The organism is Acinetobacter sp., assembly GCF_036659555.1.
Lineage (GTDB): Bacteria > Pseudomonadota > Gammaproteobacteria > Pseudomonadales > Moraxellaceae > Acinetobacter.
This window is the reverse complement of sequence record NZ_JAVXCI010000054.1, coordinates 1-20,832: the sequence shown is the minus strand read 5'-3', so window position 1 is coordinate 20,832 and position 20,832 is coordinate 1. Positions and strand designations below refer to the sequence as shown.

The 20,832-nt window shown below is 50.4% G+C and carries 18 protein-coding genes; 6 read left to right on the top strand and 12 right to left on the bottom strand.

Annotated features, from left to right (window positions below; translation table 11 throughout):
- Nucleotides 1-192 precede the first annotated feature (192 nt).
- From RSA72_RS08840 to cxpE, 4 genes are all read right to left on the bottom strand, one after another.
- Entirely contained in the window at nt 193-2,610 is a 2,418-nt protein-coding gene (locus RSA72_RS08840) for a CSLREA domain-containing protein (protein ID WP_332622499.1), read from the bottom strand.
- A 13-nt stretch (nt 2,611-2,623) separates the two neighbouring features.
- Entirely contained in the window at nt 2,624-4,450 is a 1,827-nt protein-coding gene (gene rbtA, locus RSA72_RS08835) for a rhombotarget A (protein ID WP_332622501.1), read from the bottom strand.
- A 122-nt stretch (nt 4,451-4,572) separates the two neighbouring features.
- The gene (gene hda / locus RSA72_RS08830; protein ID WP_332633037.1) at nt 4,573-5,277 is read right to left on the bottom strand and encodes a DnaA regulatory inactivator Hda; all 705 of its coding nucleotides are present in this window, start codon (nt 5,275-5,277) and stop codon (nt 4,573-4,575) included.
- 15 nt (nt 5,278-5,292) lie between these two features.
- The gene (cxpE, locus tag RSA72_RS08825) at nt 5,293-6,513 is read right to left on the bottom strand and encodes a chloramphenicol efflux transporter CxpE (RefSeq protein WP_332622503.1); all 1,221 of its coding nucleotides are present in this window, start codon (nt 6,511-6,513) and stop codon (nt 5,293-5,295) included.
- Nucleotides 6,514-6,648: 135 nt separating this feature from the next.
- Here cxpE and purM point away from each other — a divergent pair, with 135 nt between their 5' ends.
- Entirely contained in the window at nt 6,649-7,719 is a 1,071-nt protein-coding gene (purM, locus tag RSA72_RS08820; RefSeq protein WP_332622504.1) for a phosphoribosylformylglycinamidine cyclo-ligase, read from the top strand.
- A gap of 9 nt (nt 7,720-7,728) precedes the next feature.
- Nucleotides 7,729-8,358 (top strand): phosphoribosylglycinamide formyltransferase, encoded by a 630-nt coding sequence (gene purN / locus RSA72_RS08815; protein ID WP_332622505.1) that lies wholly within the window; start codon nt 7,729-7,731, stop codon nt 8,356-8,358.
- Between the two features lie 66 nt (nt 8,359-8,424).
- Here purN and RSA72_RS08810 read toward each other — a convergent pair whose 3' ends face one another.
- Together RSA72_RS08810 and sppA are read right to left on the bottom strand one after the other, a co-directional pair.
- A complete protein-coding gene (locus tag RSA72_RS08810; RefSeq protein ID WP_332622507.1) occupies nt 8,425-9,219 on the bottom strand; it encodes an alpha/beta fold hydrolase in 795 nt (264 codons plus the stop codon).
- Complete coding sequence (gene sppA, locus RSA72_RS08805; RefSeq protein ID WP_332622508.1) at nt 9,216-10,241, bottom strand: signal peptide peptidase SppA; 1,026 nt, start codon at nt 10,239-10,241, stop codon at nt 9,216-9,218. The genes RSA72_RS08810 and sppA overlap by 4 nt, the downstream gene beginning before the upstream one ends.
- Before the next feature lie 128 nt (nt 10,242-10,369).
- Between sppA and RSA72_RS08800 the strand changes: the two genes are divergently transcribed.
- On the top strand, nt 10,370-11,374 hold the full coding sequence (locus RSA72_RS08800; protein WP_332622510.1) for a lysophospholipid acyltransferase family protein: 1,005 nt from the start codon (nt 10,370-10,372) through the stop codon (nt 11,372-11,374).
- Here RSA72_RS08800 and RSA72_RS08795 read toward each other — a convergent pair.
- From RSA72_RS08795 to RSA72_RS08785, 3 genes are all read right to left on the bottom strand, one after another.
- Nucleotides 11,338-13,824, bottom strand: a complete 2,487-nt coding sequence (locus RSA72_RS08795) for a DNA internalization-related competence protein ComEC/Rec2 (protein WP_332633035.1) — start codon at nt 13,822-13,824, stop codon at nt 11,338-11,340. The genes RSA72_RS08800 and RSA72_RS08795 overlap by 37 nt on opposite strands.
- A gap of 86 nt (nt 13,825-13,910) precedes the next feature.
- The gene (gene lolD / locus RSA72_RS08790; protein WP_332622514.1) at nt 13,911-14,597 is read right to left on the bottom strand and encodes a lipoprotein-releasing ABC transporter ATP-binding protein LolD; all 687 of its coding nucleotides are present in this window, start codon (nt 14,595-14,597) and stop codon (nt 13,911-13,913) included.
- Entirely contained in the window at nt 14,590-15,825 is a 1,236-nt protein-coding gene (locus RSA72_RS08785; RefSeq protein ID WP_332633033.1) for a lipoprotein-releasing ABC transporter permease subunit, read from the bottom strand. Before RSA72_RS08785 ends, lolD begins: the two co-directional genes overlap by 8 nt.
- A 25-nt stretch (nt 15,826-15,850) precedes the next feature.
- On the opposite strand from RSA72_RS08785, the gene RSA72_RS08780 reads away from it, so the two are divergent.
- Nucleotides 15,851-16,420, top strand: a complete 570-nt coding sequence (locus RSA72_RS08780; RefSeq protein WP_332633031.1) for a PilZ domain-containing protein — start codon at nt 15,851-15,853, stop codon at nt 16,418-16,420.
- Here RSA72_RS08780 and RSA72_RS08775 read toward each other — a convergent pair whose 3' ends face one another.
- Together RSA72_RS08775 and RSA72_RS08770 are read right to left on the bottom strand one after the other, a co-directional pair.
- The gene (locus tag RSA72_RS08775) at nt 16,421-17,332 is read right to left on the bottom strand and encodes a DMT family transporter (RefSeq protein WP_332624222.1); all 912 of its coding nucleotides are present in this window, start codon (nt 17,330-17,332) and stop codon (nt 16,421-16,423) included.
- Between the two features lie 11 nt (nt 17,333-17,343).
- Entirely contained in the window at nt 17,344-17,871 is a 528-nt protein-coding gene (locus RSA72_RS08770; protein ID WP_332624221.1) for a YaiI/YqxD family protein, read from the bottom strand.
- A gap of 213 nt (nt 17,872-18,084) precedes the next feature.
- On the opposite strand from RSA72_RS08770, the gene RSA72_RS08765 reads away from it, so the two are divergent.
- Together RSA72_RS08765 and RSA72_RS08760 are read left to right on the top strand one after the other, a co-directional pair.
- Nucleotides 18,085-19,017, top strand: coding sequence for a hypothetical protein (locus RSA72_RS08765; protein ID WP_332624220.1), 933 nt, complete (start codon nt 18,085-18,087; stop codon nt 19,015-19,017).
- Nucleotides 19,018-19,380: 363 nt separating this feature from the next.
- Nucleotides 19,381-19,527 (top strand): hypothetical protein, encoded by a 147-nt coding sequence (locus RSA72_RS08760; protein ID WP_332624225.1) that lies wholly within the window; start codon nt 19,381-19,383, stop codon nt 19,525-19,527.
- A gap of 247 nt (nt 19,528-19,774) precedes the next feature.
- Here RSA72_RS08760 and serC read toward each other — a convergent pair.
- Nucleotides 19,775-20,832 (bottom strand): 3-phosphoserine/phosphohydroxythreonine transaminase (gene serC / locus RSA72_RS08755; protein ID WP_332633029.1); only part of this gene is annotated, 1,058 nt, incomplete at its 5' end.

Below are 20,832 nucleotides of genomic sequence, written 5' to 3'. Positions count from 1 at the left end.
GGATGACAAATGCTTTTGGTTCTTTTGGCGAAACAAAAGAACAAAACGAGCTCCGAATATTGGATTTAAAAACGGTAAGACTCCGCCATGAATAACCCCAAAAGTTAAGGAGTTTATTGCCAAACTCCTTAACTGATCAGTATTATTGCAAACAGAGGCCTTCTATCACTGATTTCATCCTAATCTACGGGCTTACCGCCGCGGCGCATATTTGCGCATTCTAAAACCAGCCAGTCCGGCTAAAGCCAAAAGGCCGAATACGCCAAAGGCGCCGCCGCCGCTTGCACTGGAGTTGGTATCCTTCGCAGTATTGAGCAAATCAATGCTTGCCGGAACAGAAATTTTTCCTTCCGAGTCAAAAACAGTATATTTCACCTCATACGAGAACTGGCTGAAATTATTCTTGGCAGCGAACTCCAGCGTCCCGCCATAGCATGTATCCCGCTCATACCCATTTGGGCATGGGCCGCTGTATTGCGCCTTAAATTCCAACCCGGCTGGAATGCTGTCAAAATGAATCGGAATATCTTTGCCGTCTTCACTCTGATGCCACAGCTTTTTGCCCGCCGGCAATTGAGATGCTGGGCCATCACCGCCGTCACTGTCATTTTCCAAAGGGTTTACATGGACCGTTAAATTATTTTCCGGGCTCAGCGCATATTGATCATTCATGGCAATTGGCGCAATATTTTGAAATTCACCCTTTAAAATGCCTGAAGATTCGGCCCTGCTTCCGGCCTTTTCTTTCAGGGTGTATTGGCAGTATGCAAGCTGGCCCAGCCCTGTCGCTCCGCCGCCTGTGCGGTACATCAGGATTTTATTTAAAGCGGAATCCCATCGGCAGACTAAATCCGCGGCATCCCCTTTCAGCACCGGCTTGCCTGCGCTATCCACTGTCAACTCTGTGCCAATGCCTATGGCCTTAACTGCCACATCATAATTTTCAGCATTCAGCGGCTTATACTTTCTTTCTTCCGAACTGCCTGCATTGAACTCCTGCGGCAGGGCCAGCACAAATGGATCGACATAGGCTGCGCGGTAAATCAGATTATTCTTGAGTTTGTCCAGATACAGTTCAGCGGCTTGCAAGTCCGCCTGATTGGCTGTTTTGTATTCCTGACGGTCAGGATCCGCAATATCCGCCTTGAACACATCAATGACCCGCTGCAAGTCGCCCAGCATTTTTTTCTGCGAAGGATTGCTTAAGGTGTTGGAGTCCGCAGCGGTGAATTTCAGCATTTCCACAGAACCGATATCGCATGAGTTGCGCTGATCGGGGCTCAGCATTAGCGCTGCATCTGCAATGCGGGCGATGCCGCGCTGATCATATTGAGAACATGCGCTTGTGCCGGCATTCACCAGGCTGTCGCCTTGCGTCCCGGCTTTCGGATAGTACAAAGGCAAATACTGATTATACACAGACGCATTCTGCAGGCCGGTCAGCAGGCTGGACATGGAAATATTGGAAACATCCAGATTCTTATAGCTGTCCGCCGCGTCAGCCAGCGCTTTAGCCGGCAATACGCAGGACCCGCTTCCCAGTTCCAGCGCATTGTTAAAGGCTCTGATCGGCACAGCAGCATCAGGCTCCTGATTATTCAGATAGCGGCAGGATTTTCCTGCGCCATTATAGGCCAGCACATTGTAGGAAAGGCTTTTGACGGCATTTGAATCGTAGTAAAAGGTGCTGTAAGCGGCATTATCCACAATTGTGTTGCTGCTGAATTCCAGAGAGGAATACGGGCTTAGGCGCTCAATTTCATCAGATACTGCGCGCAGAATGCTGCCCTCATCAGCATCTGCAGTATTTTTGGCAATGGTATTCGCTTCCAGAACCGCCTTAATGCTGCCGCAGAAATCCATGGCGCTGAGGCTGTCAGGCGCGCCATTGCGGATGATGCTGCTCTGCGCAATGCTGATCACAGGCTTGTTGTCTTTCATATTGCCCAAACAGCTCATTGCCAGCACGCTGCCTTTCGGCGCGTCGTTATTCTCAATTCTGCTATTGCTGATATTGATTTCTTTATTCGCATCCAGCGCAATCGCATATATGGCGCCGCCGGCTTTGCCGGCTTTTGAATCAGCAACCGCGCCGCGCTTAATGGAAAAATTCGCGCCGGCGTATACAGCGCCGCCGTAATCCTTGGCATAGCCATTTTTTAAAGCAATATCCTGCAGCTGCACATCCGCCCGGGTCGCCGCCGTATTGAAAAGGCGCGAGTCAGCGTTCTTGGATGCGATGACCGTTTTTATCTCTTCATATGCCGGGTAGGCATCTGTAAATGCGCTTTTGGCTTCATAATTATTGCGGCTTTTCCCTAAAATCCGCACAGAAGACTCCGGGCTTAATTCCCCCCGGGTTAAAAGGTAGGCGCCTGCCTGCAGCTCAATCACATCGGTCTGCCCCAAGCCTGTTCTGCCTGCACTGCAGCCGCCAAATGAGGTATTTTTCTGCGCTGCAATAATCGCTTCGCGCAGCGAACACTGGTCTGAATTTTCCCCTGCTTCGTCATCAAAAGTGGTGACATAAATTGACTTGCTGTCCGCCGCCATCAATGACATGGCAGACAGAGCCATCACGCACAGCAGTCCTTTTTTATATTGTTTCATCGCCTGTCCCTTATTATTTTTTGAATCGGCGCATGCCTAATAAGCCGAATAAGCCAGCTAGGCTGTATGCGCCCAAAGCGCCTCCTGATGTTTCGACTGTTTTGCTTTCCATGACATTGTCCGGCTCTTGCTTAACCGTCACCCGCGCGCTGATGAACTTTGCTTCCACTGGGTCATTAAAGCGCGTAGAAGACGTAATGATTTGAATTTCAAAGTCATCTGTGCCATGCCAGCTGCCGTTCGGCGTATAGGTCAGGCCGCCGTCCAGATTAAGCTCGGTTCGGCCTTTTGATGCGGTTTCCTTCTGCTTGATTTTCAGGCATCCATCCTGCCACGGCGTTCCCGCCGGATTTGGCCCCGCCACTGCATTGCACTGCTCTTTAGGAATCAGGTCGCTGCCGCCTAAAGATTCCAGAATATTAAGCTGGACGATTTCGCCAGGCTTAATGTCTTTGCCCAATTTTGAAATACTGGCTGGCACGGCAATTTCCACTGCGCCGCGGTCGCACCAGAGGTTATCCGCCAAGCGCGCAGTCCCGCGCTGATCGGCAGTTTCACAGTAGACAAAGTTCGCATTGCCATTGGCCAAAGTCTGGCCTTTGTTTAAAATTGGACTGGAAAATACATTGGCATAGCTGAGCAGCATGCGCGGGCGCAAATAGCCGAGAAAAGCCTTTGCAGGCACGGCATAAGGGCAGAATAAAGAACTGCCGTCCTGCAGCAGGTTTTTACACGCGCCTTCATCTTCGCCGGCAATCCAGTCCGGGGCCTGCAGAACTGCATTTTGATTTGCGCTGACGCCAACCGGGCAGTCAGGCTGCGAAACCAGATTATTAAATAAAATGCTCTTATCTGCAGATGCGTCTTCAACCTCGCAGTCCCTGGCTTCGCCAGCTGTGCCGTTGCCAATCACCACACTGTTGGCGATATAGCCTTGCCCCGCAGGCGCATCAAACATTATGCCGCCCGCATTTTTGATAATGCTCAGGTTATTCAAGCCAATGCCGTCTTTGACATTTACCGCATAGCCGTTATTTTTAAAAAATGTACTGTTGACCAGAATATTCATCCGGGATGGAAACACCAGTTTCGAAATATCGGCTGTACCGTTCAAAGTGTAAACCACCGCCTGGCCTGAGCTGCTGGTATTGCGCAGGAAAACGGAATGATAAATTTTAAAGCTGGGCGCCAGCGAATAAATGGCGCCGCCGTCTTGCGCGGTATTATTTTCCAGCAGCGCATTTTGCAGCGTCACGCTGCCCGCAGTCACGGCTGGATCTGCTGAAAATCCGGCGTTATAGATTGCTCCGCCTAAATTTGCGAAGCCATTCAGCAATTTAACCGTTTCCAGCGTTAAAGTTTCATTGTTGTAAATAATGCCGCCCTGGGCTGCGCAAATACTTTTTTTACAGCCCTGAAACGTGATTTCCTTCATGCCGACTTTAACGGGCGCTTTGTCATTATTGTCAATATGAAAGATTTGATCTTGGCCGGCCATTTCAATCACTGCATTGTTCATGCCGGCCACCGCCTGTTCCATAACAGAGCTGTCATACAGTGTCCGGATGTCCATGGCCGCTTTAATATTGATTTTCTTTTCCAGCCTGTAGACTTTATTTTTTTCCAGCACAATCACTGCTGATGCGCCTTTGCCGCCGCAGCCCATATAGCCTGCTTCCGGCCGCTCTGCCTCCGCTAAATTAAGATATTCAACTGCCTCGCGAAGCGAACATTCCTTGTCATCCTTTACAGCATCTTCAGTGGTAGTCACCGCAATTTCCGCGCTGTAAGCATGCCCTGCAAAACACAGCATGCCAATGCCTATGCTCCGTTTGAGCATAACCTTCTCCTTGTCTCTTTTTTTATTTCTTTTTTTATTCTTTCGCCGCACATTCCCTGCAGCATCGAATTATTCGGTGTACTTTGTCATAGCTTGAGCAATTACTCAAGAATTTTTACAGCTTACCGATATTCATCAATTAAGGCATAAATCTGGCGCAAAGCGGCATTGCTGAGCTTGGTTTTCTCGCCTTTCAGCAGCTGAATCAGCTGCTCCAATGTCTGCAGCAGAACTGAAGCCTGATGCGGGCCATGCAGCAGCAGATAGTCAATAATCTGCGGATCGATATGAATGCCACGCCGCGCCAAGACCGATGTGACCAGCGCCTGCCGGTCTGCATACAGGCTGCCATTCGGCAGTTTGATGCTGACCGCCTGCGTCAGGCGTGACTGCAAATCCGGCAGTTCCAGCTTCAGCTCAATGGGGGCAAAGCGCGATGAAAACACCAGCTGGCCGCCGCCTTCATTATTGTAATTGATTAAATGGAATACGGCGCGCTGCCAATGCGGCACGCCGCTGATGGCCTCAATATCATCCAAAGCGACTAAATCATATTGATCTAGGGCGCTGATGGCCTCGATGGGCGCATCCAGCAGCTCCAGCAGAGAAACCTGAATGGCGGACTTGCCGATTTCAAGATAGGAGTCACAAATTGCAGAAAGCAGATGACTTTTGCCCGCGCCGGCGCCGCCGTAAATATAAAAGCTGTTCATCAGGCCTGCGTGCAATTGACGCACCGCATCAATTACATGCCCCCAGCCCGGCCCGGAAAAATCGCTGATTCGGGCATCCAGCTGGGGCTCAATATCTAACTGCAATTGACGCATATATATGTTTTGGCCTTATGAGTCTTTATTGTCTGACCCTTCGATCTTACCCGACTTTTCAGGTTCCTGCAGGGGTTTTGCAGCCCGCTCCTTCAGCTCAACTTCAACATCGGCCTGCTCCGTATGAATTGAAATTGTGCCCGCAGATAGATCCTGCAGAATCAAAGCTGGAGAACCGTAAAGCTGGCTTTTTTCATAGCAGTCCCGCGCATGGCGCAGCAACACCACAATAATCGCGGCCACAGGCAAAGCGATCAGCATGCCGAGGAAACCGGCCAGCTGCGCCCCCGCCAAAACAGCAAAAACCACAGCAACAGGCGACAGGCCTATTTTATCGCCCAAGAGGAACGGCTGCAGAATATAGCCTTCTACCGCCTGGCCAATCATGAACACCACCAGCACCAGCACCAGCTGCATCCAGTCAATGCCGAACTGGAACAGCGTGGCAATCACCGCAGCAATCATGCCGACCGCAAAACCTAAATAAGGAATAATGCTGGCCAGGCCGGCAACCATGCCGATAATCAGCCCGACTTCCAGCCCAATCAGCTGCAGGCCAACCGCATAGACCACGCCCAGCAGGAACATCACCAGAAACTGCCCTTTAACGAATGCGCCCAGCACACTGTGGCATTCCCCCACAATATGCAGCGTGGTTTTTTCATACGGGCGGGGAATGAGGCGGCGCATGCTGTCCAGCATGCGCTCCCAGTCCAGCAGGAAATAAAATGCAATCACTGGAATCAGCACCGCCGTGCCGCCAATTTGAATGAAGTTCAGGCCAGACTGCGCGACTTTCAGCAGCATCACCTGAATGCTGTCCGTGCTGTAATTGGTCTGAATATAATCCATAACCGCTTTAGAAATCTGGTCGGTATCTATTTCCATTGGAATAAGATTAAAGGTCTGTGACAGCCAAGGCAGGAAGGTATAATTAACCCAATGAATTCCAGAAGGAATACTGGTTTTCGCATACATCAGCTGCTGCCAGACCAGCGGCGCCAAATACCATAATGCCCATGTCAGCACCGTGCCGATACCGATAAAAACAATGCTGATCGCCAGCCAGCGCGGCAAGCCTATTTTATGTATTTTATTAACCAATGGGCTGAATAAGTAGGCAATTAAAAAAGCGCCAATAAAAGGCAAGACCACCGGCTTCAGCAGGTAAAGCACCCACAGAATCAGCGCAATGCCGGCAAGAATAAAAATGCGACGTAAGGATTTATCACCCATAAAATTTCGCCTTTTTTCAGTTTAATCGTTATAGAGAGAAAAATATTTCAGTAAAGATAGCATTTTAGCGCATAAATAACATAAGTGTTTCGTATATTCAGGTATAATCGCCCCCGCGAATGCGGAGACTTCATTATGAGCAACTCAACCTCTACCCCAAACACTGGTTTAAGCTATAAAGATGCAGGTGTCGATATTGAAGCGGGCGACGCGCTAGTCGACCGTATCAAATCAGTCGCTAAGCGCACTGCGCGCCCTGAAGTAATGGGCGGATTAGGCGGCTTCGGCGCCCTTTGCAAAATTCCTAAAGGTTATGAAGAGCCTGTTCTGGTATCCGGCACAGATGGTGTAGGCACAAAATTGCGTTTAGCATTGAATTTGAACCGCCATGACACAATCGGTCAAGACTTGGTTGCAATGTGCGTAAACGACCTGCTGGTCTGCGGCGCAGAACCGCTGTTCTTCCTTGACTATTATGCGACTGGCCACTTGAACGTTGATGTTGCTGCAAATGTCGTAACCGGTATTGGCAAAGGCTGTGAGCTTGCAGGCTGCGCATTGGTTGGCGGTGAAACTGCTGAAATGCCGGGCATGTATGAAGGCGAAGACTATGACCTTGCAGGCTTCTGCGTAGGCGTGGTTGAGCAAAGCAAAATTATTGACGGCTCTAAAGTTAAAGCCGGCGACGTTTTAATTGGCGTGGCATCTTCAGGCGCGCATTCAAACGGCTACTCTTTGCTTCGCAAAATTTTAGACGTGAAAAACGTTGACCTCAATCAAATCGTAGATGGCCGCCCGCTTGCCGATGTGGCAATGGAGCCGACGCGTATCTATGTAAAATCGCTGCTGCAGCTTTGCAAAGAAGTTGATGTGCATGCAATGGCGCATATTACTGGCGGCGGCTTGCCGGGCAACCTGCCGCGCGTACTGCCGAACGGCGCTCAAGCAGTTGTAAATGAATCTTCTTGGGAATGGCCTGAACTGTTCAAGCTGCTGCAGCGCGAAGGCGGTGTTGAGCAGTTTGAAATGTACCGTACATTCAACTGCGGCGTAGGCATGGTGATTGCCGTTGATGCAGCTGATGCCGGTAAAACGGTTGAACTTCTAAACAGCTTAGGCGAAAAAGCCTGGGCGATGGGCCATATTACTGACAACGCTGAATCGGTTGAAGGCGCAGACGAAAAGATCCGTGTAATCTTTGCATAAGTATTGCGCATGATCAAAATTGCTGTACTGGTTTCCGGCAGCGGAAGCAACCTGCAGGCCCTGATAGATGCCAATCTGTCAGGCCAGATTGCAGGCGTAATTTCCAACAAGCCGGAAGCTTACGCTTTGGAGCGCGCCAAAAAGGCCGGCATTGCCTCTGCTGTGATTGAGCATAAGCAATATCCGAACCGTGAAGCCTTTGATGACGCCATGCATCAGCAGCTGCTGGACTGGAATGTTGATTTGGTGGTTTTGGCTGGCTTTATGCGCATTTTAAGCGCCAAGTTTGTCAAAGCATGGGAAGGGAAAATGGTCAACATTCACCCTTCTCTGCTGCCTTGCTACAAAGGCATGCATACTCATCAGCGCGTGCTGAATACCGGCGACACCCTGCATGGCTGCACCGTGCATTATGTCACGGCGGAACTGGATGCAGGACAGGCTTTGGCGCAAGGCGTGCTGCAGGTCAACCTGCATGACAATGCTGAAACCTTAGCAAACCGCGTGCATGTGCTTGAGCATGTCATTTACCCGCAAGTGGTGGAATGGATCTGCACCGGCGCGATTCAGCATACGGAACTTGGAGTGTATTACCGCGGGCAGGCTTTACAGCAGCCGCTTCAATTCTGCAAGTTCTGAAAAATCAGATATAAAAAAACGCATCCCCGGATGCGTTTTTTATTGCTCAAAATAACACCTGATGCATTACTGCCGGATCAATTGCTGAATCAGCGCTGCAGTTTCCTGCGGATGCTCCAGCGGGAACATATGCCCGCCAGGCACAACTGTATAAGGAATGCCGAATTTCTTTTCCGCCAATTGAGGAAAGCCCCGGCCAATAAATGGCCCCAGCTCTGCAATCACCAAATTTACAGGCACCTGAGGCTTCGGCTGTGGCAGCCACCATAAAGACGGATTAGTTCTAAAGATCTTCACTTCATCCATTTTAGGAATGGTCAGCTCCACGCCTCCGCGCGAACGGTCTTCAGTCAGCGCATGGTCAATGTAAGCCTGAAAACAGTCTGCATCAAAATGCTGATAAAAGCCTTTAGGGCGCAGCAGCGCTGCCGCCTGTTCGCGGCTTTCCCAATGATCCCTACGGCGCAATGACAGGGATGCCGGCGACATGGCGTCTACGGCTTTCAGCTTCAGCGTTTTAGCAAAATGCAGAGCCAGCGCGTCTTTGCCCATAATTAAAGGCGGGTCCAGCATGATCACCTGTGAAAACAGTTCAGGGCGCTTTAAGGCTGCCTGAAATGTCAGCACGGAGCCCAGCGAATGGCCGAGGCCAATCACTTTGCGGCCTTTGGCTTGGCGCACAATGCTGTCTATCACCTGCTGCGTCAGGCTTTGCCAATGATTATCAATTGGATAGCGCTTATCCGGCCCCAGCAAAGGCACATAAATGATGTCGCAATCAGCGCCCAGCAAGTCAAACAGCTTTTGATAGACTTTGGAAGGCACGCCATTGGCGTGCGCAAAATGAATCAATGGCTTCATTGCAGTTTCGCATTATTCTCAGACTGAACCTGCTGCGACAGCGACGCTGCAAAGCCTTGGCCTATTGACGCGCCCATGCGGTCCAGCACCGAGTCAAATGGGCTGTATTCAATGGTATAGTTAATCGCCTTTTCAGTTTTCAGCTCGCGCTTCAAGGTATTCAAGCTGCCTGCGCGGTCTGCAATGCCCAGCTTGATCGCTTGATCGCCGGTCCAGAACAAGCCGGAGAAAATTGCCGGATCATTGGATTTCAGCTTTTTGCCGCGGCCTTGCTTCACCGCATTGATAAAGTGCTCATGCACATTGTCCAGCACCGCCTGCACATGGGCTTTCTGCGCAGGATCAACCGGCTGAGTCATGGACAGCAGCGCCTTGTTGGCGCCTGAGGTCATGGTGCGGTCTTCAACGCCTAATTTCTGCAGCAAGCCATTCACGCCATAATTCGGCATAATTACGCCAATCGAGCCGACCAGGCTGGATGGATTGACAATAATTTCATCAGCAGCCGAGGCGATGTAATACGCGCCTGACGCGCCGGTATCGCCAATCACCGCATACAGTTTCTTACCGGCATGCTGCTTTTTCAGATACTGAATTTCCTGCCAGATTTCATCTGACTGCACAGGTGAACCGCCCGGCGAGTTGATGTTCAGCACCACCGCCTGGCTTTGCTTATTTTCAAAAGCTTTTCTCAGTGAGCGGATGGTATCTGTGCTGTTGACGCTTTGCTTATCGGCAGCAATGGTGCCGATAATATCAACCACGGCAATATGCGATCCGGCTGCGCCGGCATCGCCAGTCACCGCAGTGCTGCAGCTTTTTCCCAGCGCAACTAAAATAAACAGCAGGTAAGCAAAAGTTAAAAATTTAAAGAAGATTCCCCAGCGCCGCGCGCGGCGCTGCTCTTCGACGGATGCCAAAACTGCCTTTTCCAGCAGTTTCCATTCTTTGCCGGTTGGCTGCTGTGCATTCTGTGATGTATTCTGCGTTTCGTTTTGAGGTTTTGGTGGCCAATCGGACATAAAAAATCCAACAAACAGTGAAAATGTCTTCCATTATATACACTGAAACTGCAGGAACTGTCTAAACAATCCATTTTATCCTATAATTAATTCATCATTTCCTTTTATTACGAATTGACAATAACACGATGACCGAACAGACTCCGCAAAATACTACGTATCGTCTATTGAAATTTATCAGCCGCCAGCCGATTCAATTTTCCCGTTTTATTGCGCGGGGCCTTGCGGGTCTGGCCAACGCCTTAAGAATTTCAAAAACCTCTGAAGCTGTCCGCCTGAACCTGAGAATTGCGCTGCCTGAATTAAGCGATGCTGAGCGGGAACGGATTACCCGCCAGGCCATCCGCAATGAATTGATGTCCTATTTTGAGTTTTTCAGCATTTGGGGCGCAAGCAATCAGAAAAACCTGTCACGCATTCAGCATGTTTACGGCGAACAGCATTTTCATGATGCCTTGGCTGAAAATAAAGGCCTAGTGCTGATTGTTCCGCATTTCGGCACCTGGGAAATTATGAATGGCTGGTTTGCGCAGCATACCCAAATGACCATTATGTATAAACCGGTCAAAAACCCGGCAGCCGATGCATTTGTGCGCAATGCCCGCAGCCGCGAACAGGCGGTGCTGGTTCCGACAGATGATTCGGGCGTCCGGCAGATTTTTAAAGCGCTGAAGCAAGGCGGCACCACGGTAATTCTGCCTGACCATACGCCAAATGCCGGCGGCGAAATGATTCCGTATTTTGGCCTGCCTTTGGCGACCAGCAATTTAAGCGCCAAGCTGATTCAGAAAACCAAAGCCAAAGCGCTGTTTCTGTATGCCATGCGCAATGAGCATGACGGTTTTGACATGCATATAGAGCCGATGGATGAGGCCATTTACCAAGGCTCCGCCAATGACGGCTCCAGAGTGATTTTTGAAGCGATCGAAAATCTTATCCGCCGCTATCCTGAACACTACCACTGGAGCTATAAGCGCTTTAAAGCCAGCCCGGAAACCGATGCCATTTATCACCTTAAAATGGATGAAGCGGTCAAATTAGCGCAATCCATCCGTGAAAAAACAGCTGCCGGACAGGCAGCGCCGGCGCAAATGGCTCAATCTGCAGCCAACCCTGCGGAGTCTGCCGGCTGAGCTCTATTCAGCCATTTCCATTCATCGCGCGCAAAGCGCAAGCGCATGTTCCGGCCCTGCTGCTGGAACTGAATGCTGCCCTGCTGCGGCGTGCTCAGCAAGGGTATATGCAGCTGTGCCAAGCGCGCCTGCGTTAAAGCGCTGGGATGGCCGTAGCGGTTGAATTTCCCCGCCGAAGCAATCGCCAGCTTGGGCTGCAGCGCTTTTAAGAAAGCATAGGCTGAACTGTGCCGGCTGCCGTGATGCCCAAGCACCAAAACATCGACCTTTAAATCGGGATAATCCTGCAGCAGCTGAAATTCGGTTGGCCAGCCGGCATCCCCCATCAGCAGGAAGTTCTGGTAGGGATAAGCATCCTGCACCTGCACATACAGCACGCAGGAGCTTTCATTTTTATTGGCTGAAGCGGTTCTGAGCTGTGCAGGCTTGGGCGACAGCACTTCAATGCTGACTGTATTGCTCCATTGCCAGCGCTGCCCCTGACGGCAGTAATCAAACTGAGACGGCGCCGGCGCTTTGACTTTTTCGCTGGAATACAGCTGCCGGATGGGCAATTGATGCTGTATGGAAAAATAGCCGCCGCTGTGGTCCTGATCCAGATGGGTCAAAACCAGCTGATCCAGTTCACTGAGCGCATTTACCGATAAAAACGGCTGAATAATCTGCCTGCCGACACTGAATTTGTCTTCATCATAATTTCCGCCCATATCCACCATCAGGCTGCGCTGCTGCTCCCGGATAAATACCGCCTGCCCCTGCCCGACATCCAGAACAGTCAATTCAAAAGGATAAGGCATGCTGCCTTTCATCAGCAGGGCCAAAGCGCCTAAAATGGCCCAGCCTTTAGGCGCCAGCCCCTGCTGCATAAACAGAATCAGCAGGCTCAGCGCCAGCGCTGCAAGCATGCAGGCATTCATGGCAACCGGCTGCAGTTCAGGCGCAAACAGCTGATCCAGCAGATCTAAAAAAGCCAGCAGCAGCGACAGGCACAGGTCATTCAGCTGAAACAGCAGCGCCGATAGCGCTTCAGAAAAGTAATAGCTTAGCGCAGCAATTAAATCCAAAGGCACCGCAATCAGCCCCAGCCACGGAATGGCCGCAATATTGCTGAATGGCGTGATCCAGGAAACCTGCTTAAAGAACAGCGCCATTAAAGGAAATAAAGCCAGAAAAATTTTCCATTGCGATTCAATCAGCAGCTTGAGCGAGATCAGCGCTCTGCGCTTCCAGTCATGCTCCCGGCTGAGCTGATGCTTTTGCTGCTGCAAAGTCTGGTAAATGCGCAGCAGGATAAAACAGGCGCCGTAGGACAGCCAAAACGCTGCCGACAAAATGCTGAAAGGGTCAATCAGCAGCAAAACCGACGCGCTGTAAATCAGCAGCTTCAAAGGCTGAAGCCGCTGCTGCATCAGCAGAATCAGGCTGCCTAAACTGCACATCAGCAGCGTGCGCAGCGCGGGAATTTCAAAACCGGCAAAAGCGCAGTAAAGCGCGGCGCAGCTGAGAAAAGGCCAAACCAGCAGATAAGGCCTGGGAACAGTCAAATACAGCTGCGGCCAGCACCTTGCAATCATGCGCTGCAGCAGCCAGCACAGCATCATGGCAAAGACCAGCACATGCGGGCCGGAAATCGCCAGCAGATGGCTCATGCCAAAACGCTGGAACTGCGCCTTAGTCCCTTTGCTCAGCAGGCTTTCATCTCCGGTGAGCAAGGCAAGAAGCAGCCCCTGATGCTTTAAAGGCTGATGCCGGATAAATTCTCTGAACTTCAGGCGCTGCTGTTCAACCCTAAGCGCCAGCTGCGGCATAAGGCGCTGATGCTGCTTCAATTGCTGAGCGTATCCCATGGCATAGACCTGCTGTGCAGTCAGCGGCTCGATGCGCTGTATGCGGAAACCCGAGGCAATGTTCTGCTGCAGATGCCACTTTTCCTGATCAAACGCGCCTGCCGTTGCATAACTGTGCGCAGGCTTCAATTCGCCCTGCAGCCGGTAATAGCGCCCTAACGCTAAATTCTGCTGCGCAGCGGCCGTTTTGGCTTTAGGCAGGTAAGCCAAATACTGCAAATCCGCGTCCTGCAGGCCGCCTGCCGGATGATTCAGCACCGTAATTTTCTGCTGGATGCTGTTTTCACCCAGTTCATTCAAGCGCTGAATATACACAATCAGTTCCCGCTGCGCAGGTTCACGCACCGTATGCGCTAAGCGCTGATCCAGGCGGCTGCCGGCATAGCCGGAACCCAAGCCAGCGCCAAGCAATACACTCAGGCTGATAGGGATGAGATGAATGAAAATGGAGGCGCGCTGCAGATAAGGCTGCAGCATTTTTTCAGCGGCCAGGCAAATTAAAACCGCGCATACAGCTGCCCATGCGCCGGCATGCCAGTCCAGCCACATTTGTCCCATGCAGGCAACGCCTAAAATCCAGCCGAGGCAAAACCACTGCAGCATTATTTTTATTCTTTGTGAGCTTTATTGCGCGCAATAATAAAGCCCGCCGGAGCGGGCTTCAATCTATAGCGGAAAATTCAAATGAATTAGGCTTTTTCAACCCAAAGGCCGTCCTGCATATGCAGCACGGCATCCGCCGACTGCGCCAAATGCTCGTCATGAGTCACAATCAGCATGGCCATATTGAATTCTTTGCGCAGCTCGGTCAGCAGCTCAAAAATTTTCACCGCAGTTTTACGGTCCAAGTTGCCTGTCGGCTCATCGGCCATCATCAGTTTCGGCTTCGCCACCAGCGCGCGGGCCAGCGCTACACGCTGGCGCTCACCGCCAGACAGCTCGCCCGGCTTGTGGGTTAAGCGGTGCGACAGGCCAACGCGCTCCAGCAGATATTCCGCCTGCTTCTGTACATCTTTGTAGTTTGCGCCTTTACGCAGCATCAGCGGCATCGCCACATTTTCCAGCGCGCTGAATTCCGGCAGCAAATGATGGAACTGGTAGACAAAGCCCAAATGCTCATTGCGGATATAGCCGCGTTCCGCCTCGCCCAGCGTGTCAAAGCGCTGGCCGTTAATGAAGACCTGCCCGGAAGTCGGGCGGTCCAAGCCGCCCAGCACATGCAGCAGGGTGCTTTTTCCGGAACCGCTGGAACCGACAATAGAAACAAACTCGCCGGCTTTGACCTGCAGTGACAGGCCGCGGATCACATCTACAGAAGACTTGCCGTCAGTAAATGATTTGGTAATGTTCTGCGCGTCTAAAATTAAATTACTCATAGCGCAATGCCTCCGCCGGCTGAATTTTCGCTGCGCGGAATGCCGGGTAAATTGTTGCAAGGAAACTGAGCGCTAAAGACAGCGATACAATCACGGCAACATCCTGCCAGCGCAAATAAGACGGCAGATAGTTGATGAAATAGGCATCAAACATATTCAAGCCCAGGCTGGTGTTCAGCCAGCCCACAAAACCGCTGATGCCGGAAGCTGCGATAATGCCGAGAACCGCGCCGGATACCGTGCCGATCACGCCAATCACCGTGCCCTGCACCATAAAGATTCTAGTAATCGTCGCCGGCGATGCGCCCAAGGTGCGCAAAATCGCGATATCGGATTTTTTATCCGTCACCACCATCACCAGTGAAGACACAATATTAAAGGCCGCCACTAAAACGATTAAAAACAGCAGCAGGCTGACCATGGCTTTTTCCATCTGAATGGCGCTGAACAGATTGCCGTGCGTATAGGTCCAGTCAGAAGCATAGAAGTTTGCCGGCAAATCGCGGACAATTTCCTGCGACACTTGCGGGGCGGCGAAAATATCATCCAGCTTCATGCGGATGCCTTGCGCGCCATCCGGCAGGCGCAGCAGCGTTGATGCGTCATTGAGGGCAATATAGCCCATCATGGAGTCAACCTCTGCGCCAATGCTGAAAATTCCGACAATTTTAAAGCGCTTGAAGCGCGGCACTACTCCTGCAGGCGACGGCGTCGCTTCAGGCAAAACCAGCGTGATGCTGTCATTCAGGCCCAGCCCCAAAGCGTCAGTCATCTGCTTGCCCAGCACAATCCCGAACTCGCCTTTTTTCAGGTTATCGATGCTGCCTTCAACCATATGGTCTTGAATAATTGAAACCTTTTTCTCATACTTCGGTTCAATGCCCGTGACCATTACCCCAGAAACCTGGCCCTGCGCGGTCAGCATGCCCTGCAGCTGGGTAAAGGGCGCTACGCCCTGCACATGCGGGTGCTGTTCAATTTTCTTTGCAAGTTCCGGCCAATTTGTTAAGATTTGTGTTGAAGAAACAGTGGCTTGAGGTATCATTCCTAAGACGCGGTTTTTCAATTCGCGGTCAAAACCATTCATGACGGATAATACTGTAATGAGTACAGCTACACCCAGGGTGAGGCCGATCATCGAAACCAGAGCAATAAAAGAAATAAAGTGGTTACTGCGCCGTGCGCGAGTGTATCTCAACCCTATATACAGCGAGATTGGTTTAAACATAACCATCTAGTCCGAGGTAATAATTATGGAAAATTTACAGCATCAAAGCGGAAACACGGAACGCCGCGTCATGTCACGCATCGATGCTGCCTTGCGAATCAATTATCAGGTTATTTCTGATGATGTTGCGCTGAATGATCCTTACGATCCTAATTTCGTCTTGCCGCGCTATTTTCTACTACTTGCAGAATTAGATCAATTTGATCACGCGCTTAACTACGAATTAGAACAATTAGCTCAGAAAGATCAACAAATTGCCCGGATATTATCCTTATTTAACCAAAAATTAAACCTGATTACCGGCTCACTGTATGATGCAATTGTGCAAAGCATGCTGCCGATTCCGGAACATGTAAACTTTTCAGAGACCGGTTTAAGCTTTTTCAGCGAGCGCCCGATCAAGGAAGGCAGCTATGTGCATGTGACTTTAAGCCACCCGGAAAACTTCTTCCATATTGCGGCCACGGCGCAGGTGGTTTACAGCCGCGAAGAGGAAAATGGCCAGTACCGCACCGGCGCCTATTTCATTACCCTGCACCCGCAGGACCGCGTCAAGCTGGCTGACTGCGTTGCATTCACCCAGCACAAAGACTGATTACTCTTCAGCCTTGACTTTATGGGCGAGCGCTCGGCTCGCCTGAATATCCTGATAGAAATACACAAATAAGCCTAAAAGCAGCACGGCTGCGCCTGCAACCACCAGCACGGTCACCTTTTCATCATTCAGCAGCGCACCCACCGCCATCGCAATCATCGGTGTCAGCACTGTAGTTAAAGACAAAGTCGCGGCTTTAATATTTTTCACCAGCTTGAAATAGCAGAACATGGCCACCAGTGATGCCATCACCACCGCATAGCCCAGCCCGATCAATGACTTTGCCCCTGGCATTTCCGCAGGCGCATAAGGCCAGATGAACGGCAGCATGCAGGCCGCGAACAGCGCTGAAACAATAATTGAACCCGTAGCCTGCGCCATCGGCTGCAGCGGCGCATTGACTTTTTTAACCCAGAAAATTGACGCGCAGTAAATGAATACGCTCAGCAGCATCAGCGCAATGCCTTGCGGCTGCACATGCTGCTGGCTGCCGCCAAGGCAGATGATGCCCAGCCCGCTGACTGCAATCAGCATGCCCAGCCACTGCATGCGGTGCAAGCGGATCTTAAAGACAAAATAGCCGATCAGCCCGGTGATGATCGGCGCAAGGCCAAACATCAGGGCAATGATGCCCGAACTTAAATAAGCCGTAGCCAAGTAGGTGAAAATCTGCGAGCCGATAAAGCTGAACGCGCCCGCCACATAGCTGTGCATGGACTGCGCATTCACCGGGAATTTTGCGCGCACAATCAGCAGCAGGACAACCGCTAAAGGCAAGGCAATAAAAAATCGCAAAGCCAATGCCCATAAGCTGTGCAGGTCTGTCACGCTCCAGACAATCGCCAGCGGTGTTGTTGCCCAGATAAATACCAATAGGGCATAAGTAAAGATTAAATTCAGCTTAGACGGCATGATCAGCTGCCCTATTGCGCGGTTTTGCGCTTCTGTTTCTGAATCGTCTGATCTAAGCTGCTGGAAAACTCGCGCTTGTCGCGCTCAGAAATCGGCGGCGGCCCGCCAGTCTGCACGCCGGCGCCACGCAAGCTGTCCATAAAGTCACGCAGATGCAGGCGCGCCTTAACATTGGCCACGGTATACACTTCACCGCGCGGATGAATGGCAATGCCGCCTTTTTCAATCACCTGGGCAGCCAGCGGAATGTCCTGCGTCATGACAATGTCATGTTCTTTCATGCGCTCAATAATTTCCTGATCGGCAGCGTCCGCCCCGTGCATCACCTGAATTGAATTGATCCGCACAGACGGCGTAATGCCCACGTTCTGATTGGCGACAAAAGTAACTTCCAGCTGATAGCGGTCAGAAGCCCGCAAAATCACTTCCCGTAAAATTTTAGGCAGTGCATCGGCATCGACCCAAAGTTTGAATGGCAGCACAATGGCATCCAGTGCAAAGAATAGAACCGCTATCTTAGCAAAACTGCGCGGCGGCATTCAGTGACATTAAATGCATTTCTGTAATGCTTTCTCAGAAAATGAGAAATTAAATAGGCCTTGCAGCGCTTAAAACCGGCTTTATGGGCTGGAAAATGCGCTGCTCCAGCTGCAGTTTTCCAGCCGGCAGCGATATATTTACCCGCACAGACTTGAAAATTCAAAATAACCCTCGATTTAATATACAAACACCACCCAACATCAATCGTGCATATGAAAAATCAAAACCGCCCAGAAACCGTCACCATTGAAGATCAGAACTTCGGCAGCCACATTGAACACTGGAATTTGCTGACAGAGCAGCCGGGCTCTGAAGTTCCGCGATGGTTAGGTCAAGCGCTGGATGCGCCGGTCATGCCGATGGGCCTGTGCGCAGCGGAATGCGATATGGATGCAGGCACCTGGCTGATTCAAGGCCCAAGCAAAGCGCCTGTGCAGCTTTCCCAAGTGATTGAAGTTGAAAACAACAAGCCGAAAGCGGTGAAAACCGCATTCCCCTGCTTTGACAGCCCGTATAAAGTTAAAGCCAGCATTGACCGGATTATTGCCTGCAAATCCAATATTCAGGCGGTGCTGTGCCTGAACTTGGGCGACAACACCACAGTCTATGCCTTTGACAGCCTGTACAGCGTCAACCATGACCAGTATGAAAAGGGCCAGGATTATCTGGTGCAGCTGAACGGCTGGGCCTATGAATTGGAAGCGGTGGCTGAACATGAGCAGCTAGTGGTGGATGACCCCGCATCCATCAAGCATCACCGCGCGCTGAATGATATTTTAGCCGCCAACAATGGCGTTGCGCCTGCCAACCTGCAGGAGCAGATCGAAGCATGGCAGCCGAAATCTGACGATGATAAGGAACCTGTTACGGTCGATTTCTCTAAGATGGTGGCGTATTTGTACGGCGAAAACATGGGACAAGAAGATGAAGCCTGGTTCCAAGGCAATATTGTCGGCAAATCGTCCATGCAATTCATGGCACATGAATACACCCTGTATGACGTCACGCTGATCCATGAAGAAAATCAGCCAGCCATCCTGATCCGCATTGCGACTAAAAATGCACAGTACAAGAACTTTGAAATTGGCCAGTTCATCCGCGGCAATATCTGGATTCAGGCCAATATTTACGCAAAATCTGCCTGATGCAAATAAGCGGGCCGGGCTGATTCTGCACTGGTCAGATTCAGCCCGGTTTTTGTTTATCTGAATGCGGATTCTGTTTAGCAGATTTTAAAATTTCAGCCGAAGCCAGCGCATTCAGTTGGCATTTTCAAACTCAAAGTTAATCTGCGCCGCAGTTTTTTTATTCTGCATCTTTTTACAGTTTAGGCAGGATTAAAAATTGGCAAATAGCTGATAGAACAGGCGCTGGAACAGAACACTGCGTCGGATTAAATAAATTAAACCGTTTGGCAAGTTTGATTGGCGCAGTGCTTTATTTAGGCAAATTTTTATGCTAAAAATATATAGCAAATAGGAATTAACGATAAATAGATCGGAAAATAAATGTCTATGAAAATCGTGCAGGAAGAAAATTTACAGCCGCTTGAGCATCAGCTGACGTCCCGATATCACATCGAGCCTATGGCCTGCCTGTTTTTTGCATTGGGCATGATGATGTGCGCTTATATCCTGCATACATTTATTCTTTAATTTTTTATCCGCATAAAAAAGCCCATCTATGTGATTTAATGCTGATCAGTTAAACGTAATTTCATTATTACTGATTGATAAATCTCCCCTAACCCCTCTTTACAAAAGAGGGGAATGCTTTTGAATTCAAGACCATTCTAAATTTCAAAATGCTCCCTCCTTTGAAAAAGGAGGGTTGGGGAGGATTAAAAATGCTTAACTGACTGGCATTACATCTATGTGATGGGCCTTTTTTATGCATCAGGCATCAGCCATTGCGTTTTGCAAAGTCATCCATAAAGCAGACTAAAGCCTGAACGCCCTCTAAAGGCACGGCATTATAGATGCTGGCGCGCATGCCGCCGACAGAACGGTGGCCTGCCAAGTTCAGCAAATGATTTTCTTCCGCTTCTTTCAGGAACTGTTTATCCAGATCGGCATTGGCCAAGGTAAACGGCACATTCATAATTGAACGGTTTTCTTTGGCAATCGGGTTATTGTAGAAATCGCTTGCATCAATATAGCCGTAAAGCAATTCCGCTTTCGCCAAGTTTGCTTTATAAATTGCCTCTACACCGCCCTGCTCCAGCAGCCATTCAAATACCAGGCCAGACAAGTACCATGCATAGGTAGCCGGCGTATTCACCATAGAATCATTTTTAGCTTGCGCTGAATATTTCAACAGGCTTGGAATTTCAGCTTTGGCCTGATCCAGCAAATCATCACGGATAATCACCAAGGTCAGGCCGGCCGGGCCGATGTTCTTTTGCGCGCCCGCATAAATCAAGCCGAATTTAGACACATCCAATGGCGCAGACAAAATGCTTGAAGATAAGTCGGCAACTAATGGCTTGTCTGTTTCCGGAATGCCGGCAAATTGAATGCCGCCAATGGTTTCGTTCTCTGCATAATGCACGTAAGCTGCGTCATCAGACAGGTTCCACGCGCTTTGATCTGTAATGGCAAGCTTGCCGTCAATGCTGGTGCCCGCTTCAATGACGTTGATGTCACCGTAGCGCTGCGCTTCTTTGGTGGCTTTTTCAGACCAGATGCCGGTCTGGATATAATCCGCTTTGCTGTTTTTGCCCAGCAGGTTCAAAGGAATCGCGGAAAACTGCAGCGATGCGCCGCCTTGCAGGAACAGCACTTTGTAGTTTTCAGGAATATTCATGAGCTTGCGCAAATCCGCTTCCGCCTTTTCTGCAACAGCAACATAATCTTTGCTGCGGTGGCTCATTTCCATGATGGAAAGACCTTTGCCATGCCAGTCCAGCATTTCAGCTTGGGCTTTTTCAAGTACGGCAGTAGGTAATGCAGCAGGACCAG

Excerpts from the sequence above, each read along its gene's own strand:
- RSA72_RS08840 (WP_332622499.1), bottom strand. The coding sequence starts at position 2,610 with ATGAAACAATATAAAAAAGGACTGCTGTGCGTGATGGCTCTGTCTGCC.
- rbtA (WP_332622501.1), bottom strand. The coding sequence starts at position 4,450 with ATGCTCAAACGGAGCATAGGCATTGGCATGCTGTGTTTTGCAGGGCAT.
- hda (WP_332633037.1), bottom strand. The coding sequence starts at position 5,277 with ATGCGTCAATTGCAGTTAGATATTGAGCCCCAGCTGGATGCCCGAATC.
- cxpE (WP_332622503.1), bottom strand. The coding sequence starts at position 6,513 with ATGGGTGATAAATCCTTACGTCGCATTTTTATTCTTGCCGGCATTGCG.
- purM (WP_332622504.1), top strand. The coding sequence starts at position 6,649 with ATGAGCAACTCAACCTCTACCCCAAACACTGGTTTAAGCTATAAAGAT.
- purN (WP_332622505.1), top strand. The coding sequence starts at position 7,729 with ATGATCAAAATTGCTGTACTGGTTTCCGGCAGCGGAAGCAACCTGCAG.
- RSA72_RS08810 (WP_332622507.1), bottom strand. The coding sequence starts at position 9,219 with ATGAAGCCATTGATTCATTTTGCGCACGCCAATGGCGTGCCTTCCAAA.
- sppA (WP_332622508.1), bottom strand. The coding sequence starts at position 10,241 with ATGTCCGATTGGCCACCAAAACCTCAAAACGAAACGCAGAATACATCA.
- RSA72_RS08800 (WP_332622510.1), top strand. The coding sequence starts at position 10,370 with ATGACCGAACAGACTCCGCAAAATACTACGTATCGTCTATTGAAATTT.
- RSA72_RS08795 (WP_332633035.1), bottom strand. The coding sequence starts at position 13,824 with ATGCTGCAGTGGTTTTGCCTCGGCTGGATTTTAGGCGTTGCCTGCATG.
- lolD (WP_332622514.1), bottom strand. The coding sequence starts at position 14,597 with ATGAGTAATTTAATTTTAGACGCGCAGAACATTACCAAATCATTTACT.
- RSA72_RS08785 (WP_332633033.1), bottom strand. The coding sequence starts at position 15,825 with ATGTTTAAACCAATCTCGCTGTATATAGGGTTGAGATACACTCGCGCA.
- RSA72_RS08780 (WP_332633031.1), top strand. The coding sequence starts at position 15,851 with ATGGAAAATTTACAGCATCAAAGCGGAAACACGGAACGCCGCGTCATG.
- RSA72_RS08775 (WP_332624222.1), bottom strand. The coding sequence starts at position 17,332 with ATGCCGTCTAAGCTGAATTTAATCTTTACTTATGCCCTATTGGTATTT.
- RSA72_RS08770 (WP_332624221.1), bottom strand. The coding sequence starts at position 17,871 with ATGCCGCCGCGCAGTTTTGCTAAGATAGCGGTTCTATTCTTTGCACTG.
- RSA72_RS08765 (WP_332624220.1), top strand. The coding sequence starts at position 18,085 with ATGAAAAATCAAAACCGCCCAGAAACCGTCACCATTGAAGATCAGAAC.
- RSA72_RS08760 (WP_332624225.1), top strand. The coding sequence starts at position 19,381 with ATGTCTATGAAAATCGTGCAGGAAGAAAATTTACAGCCGCTTGAGCAT.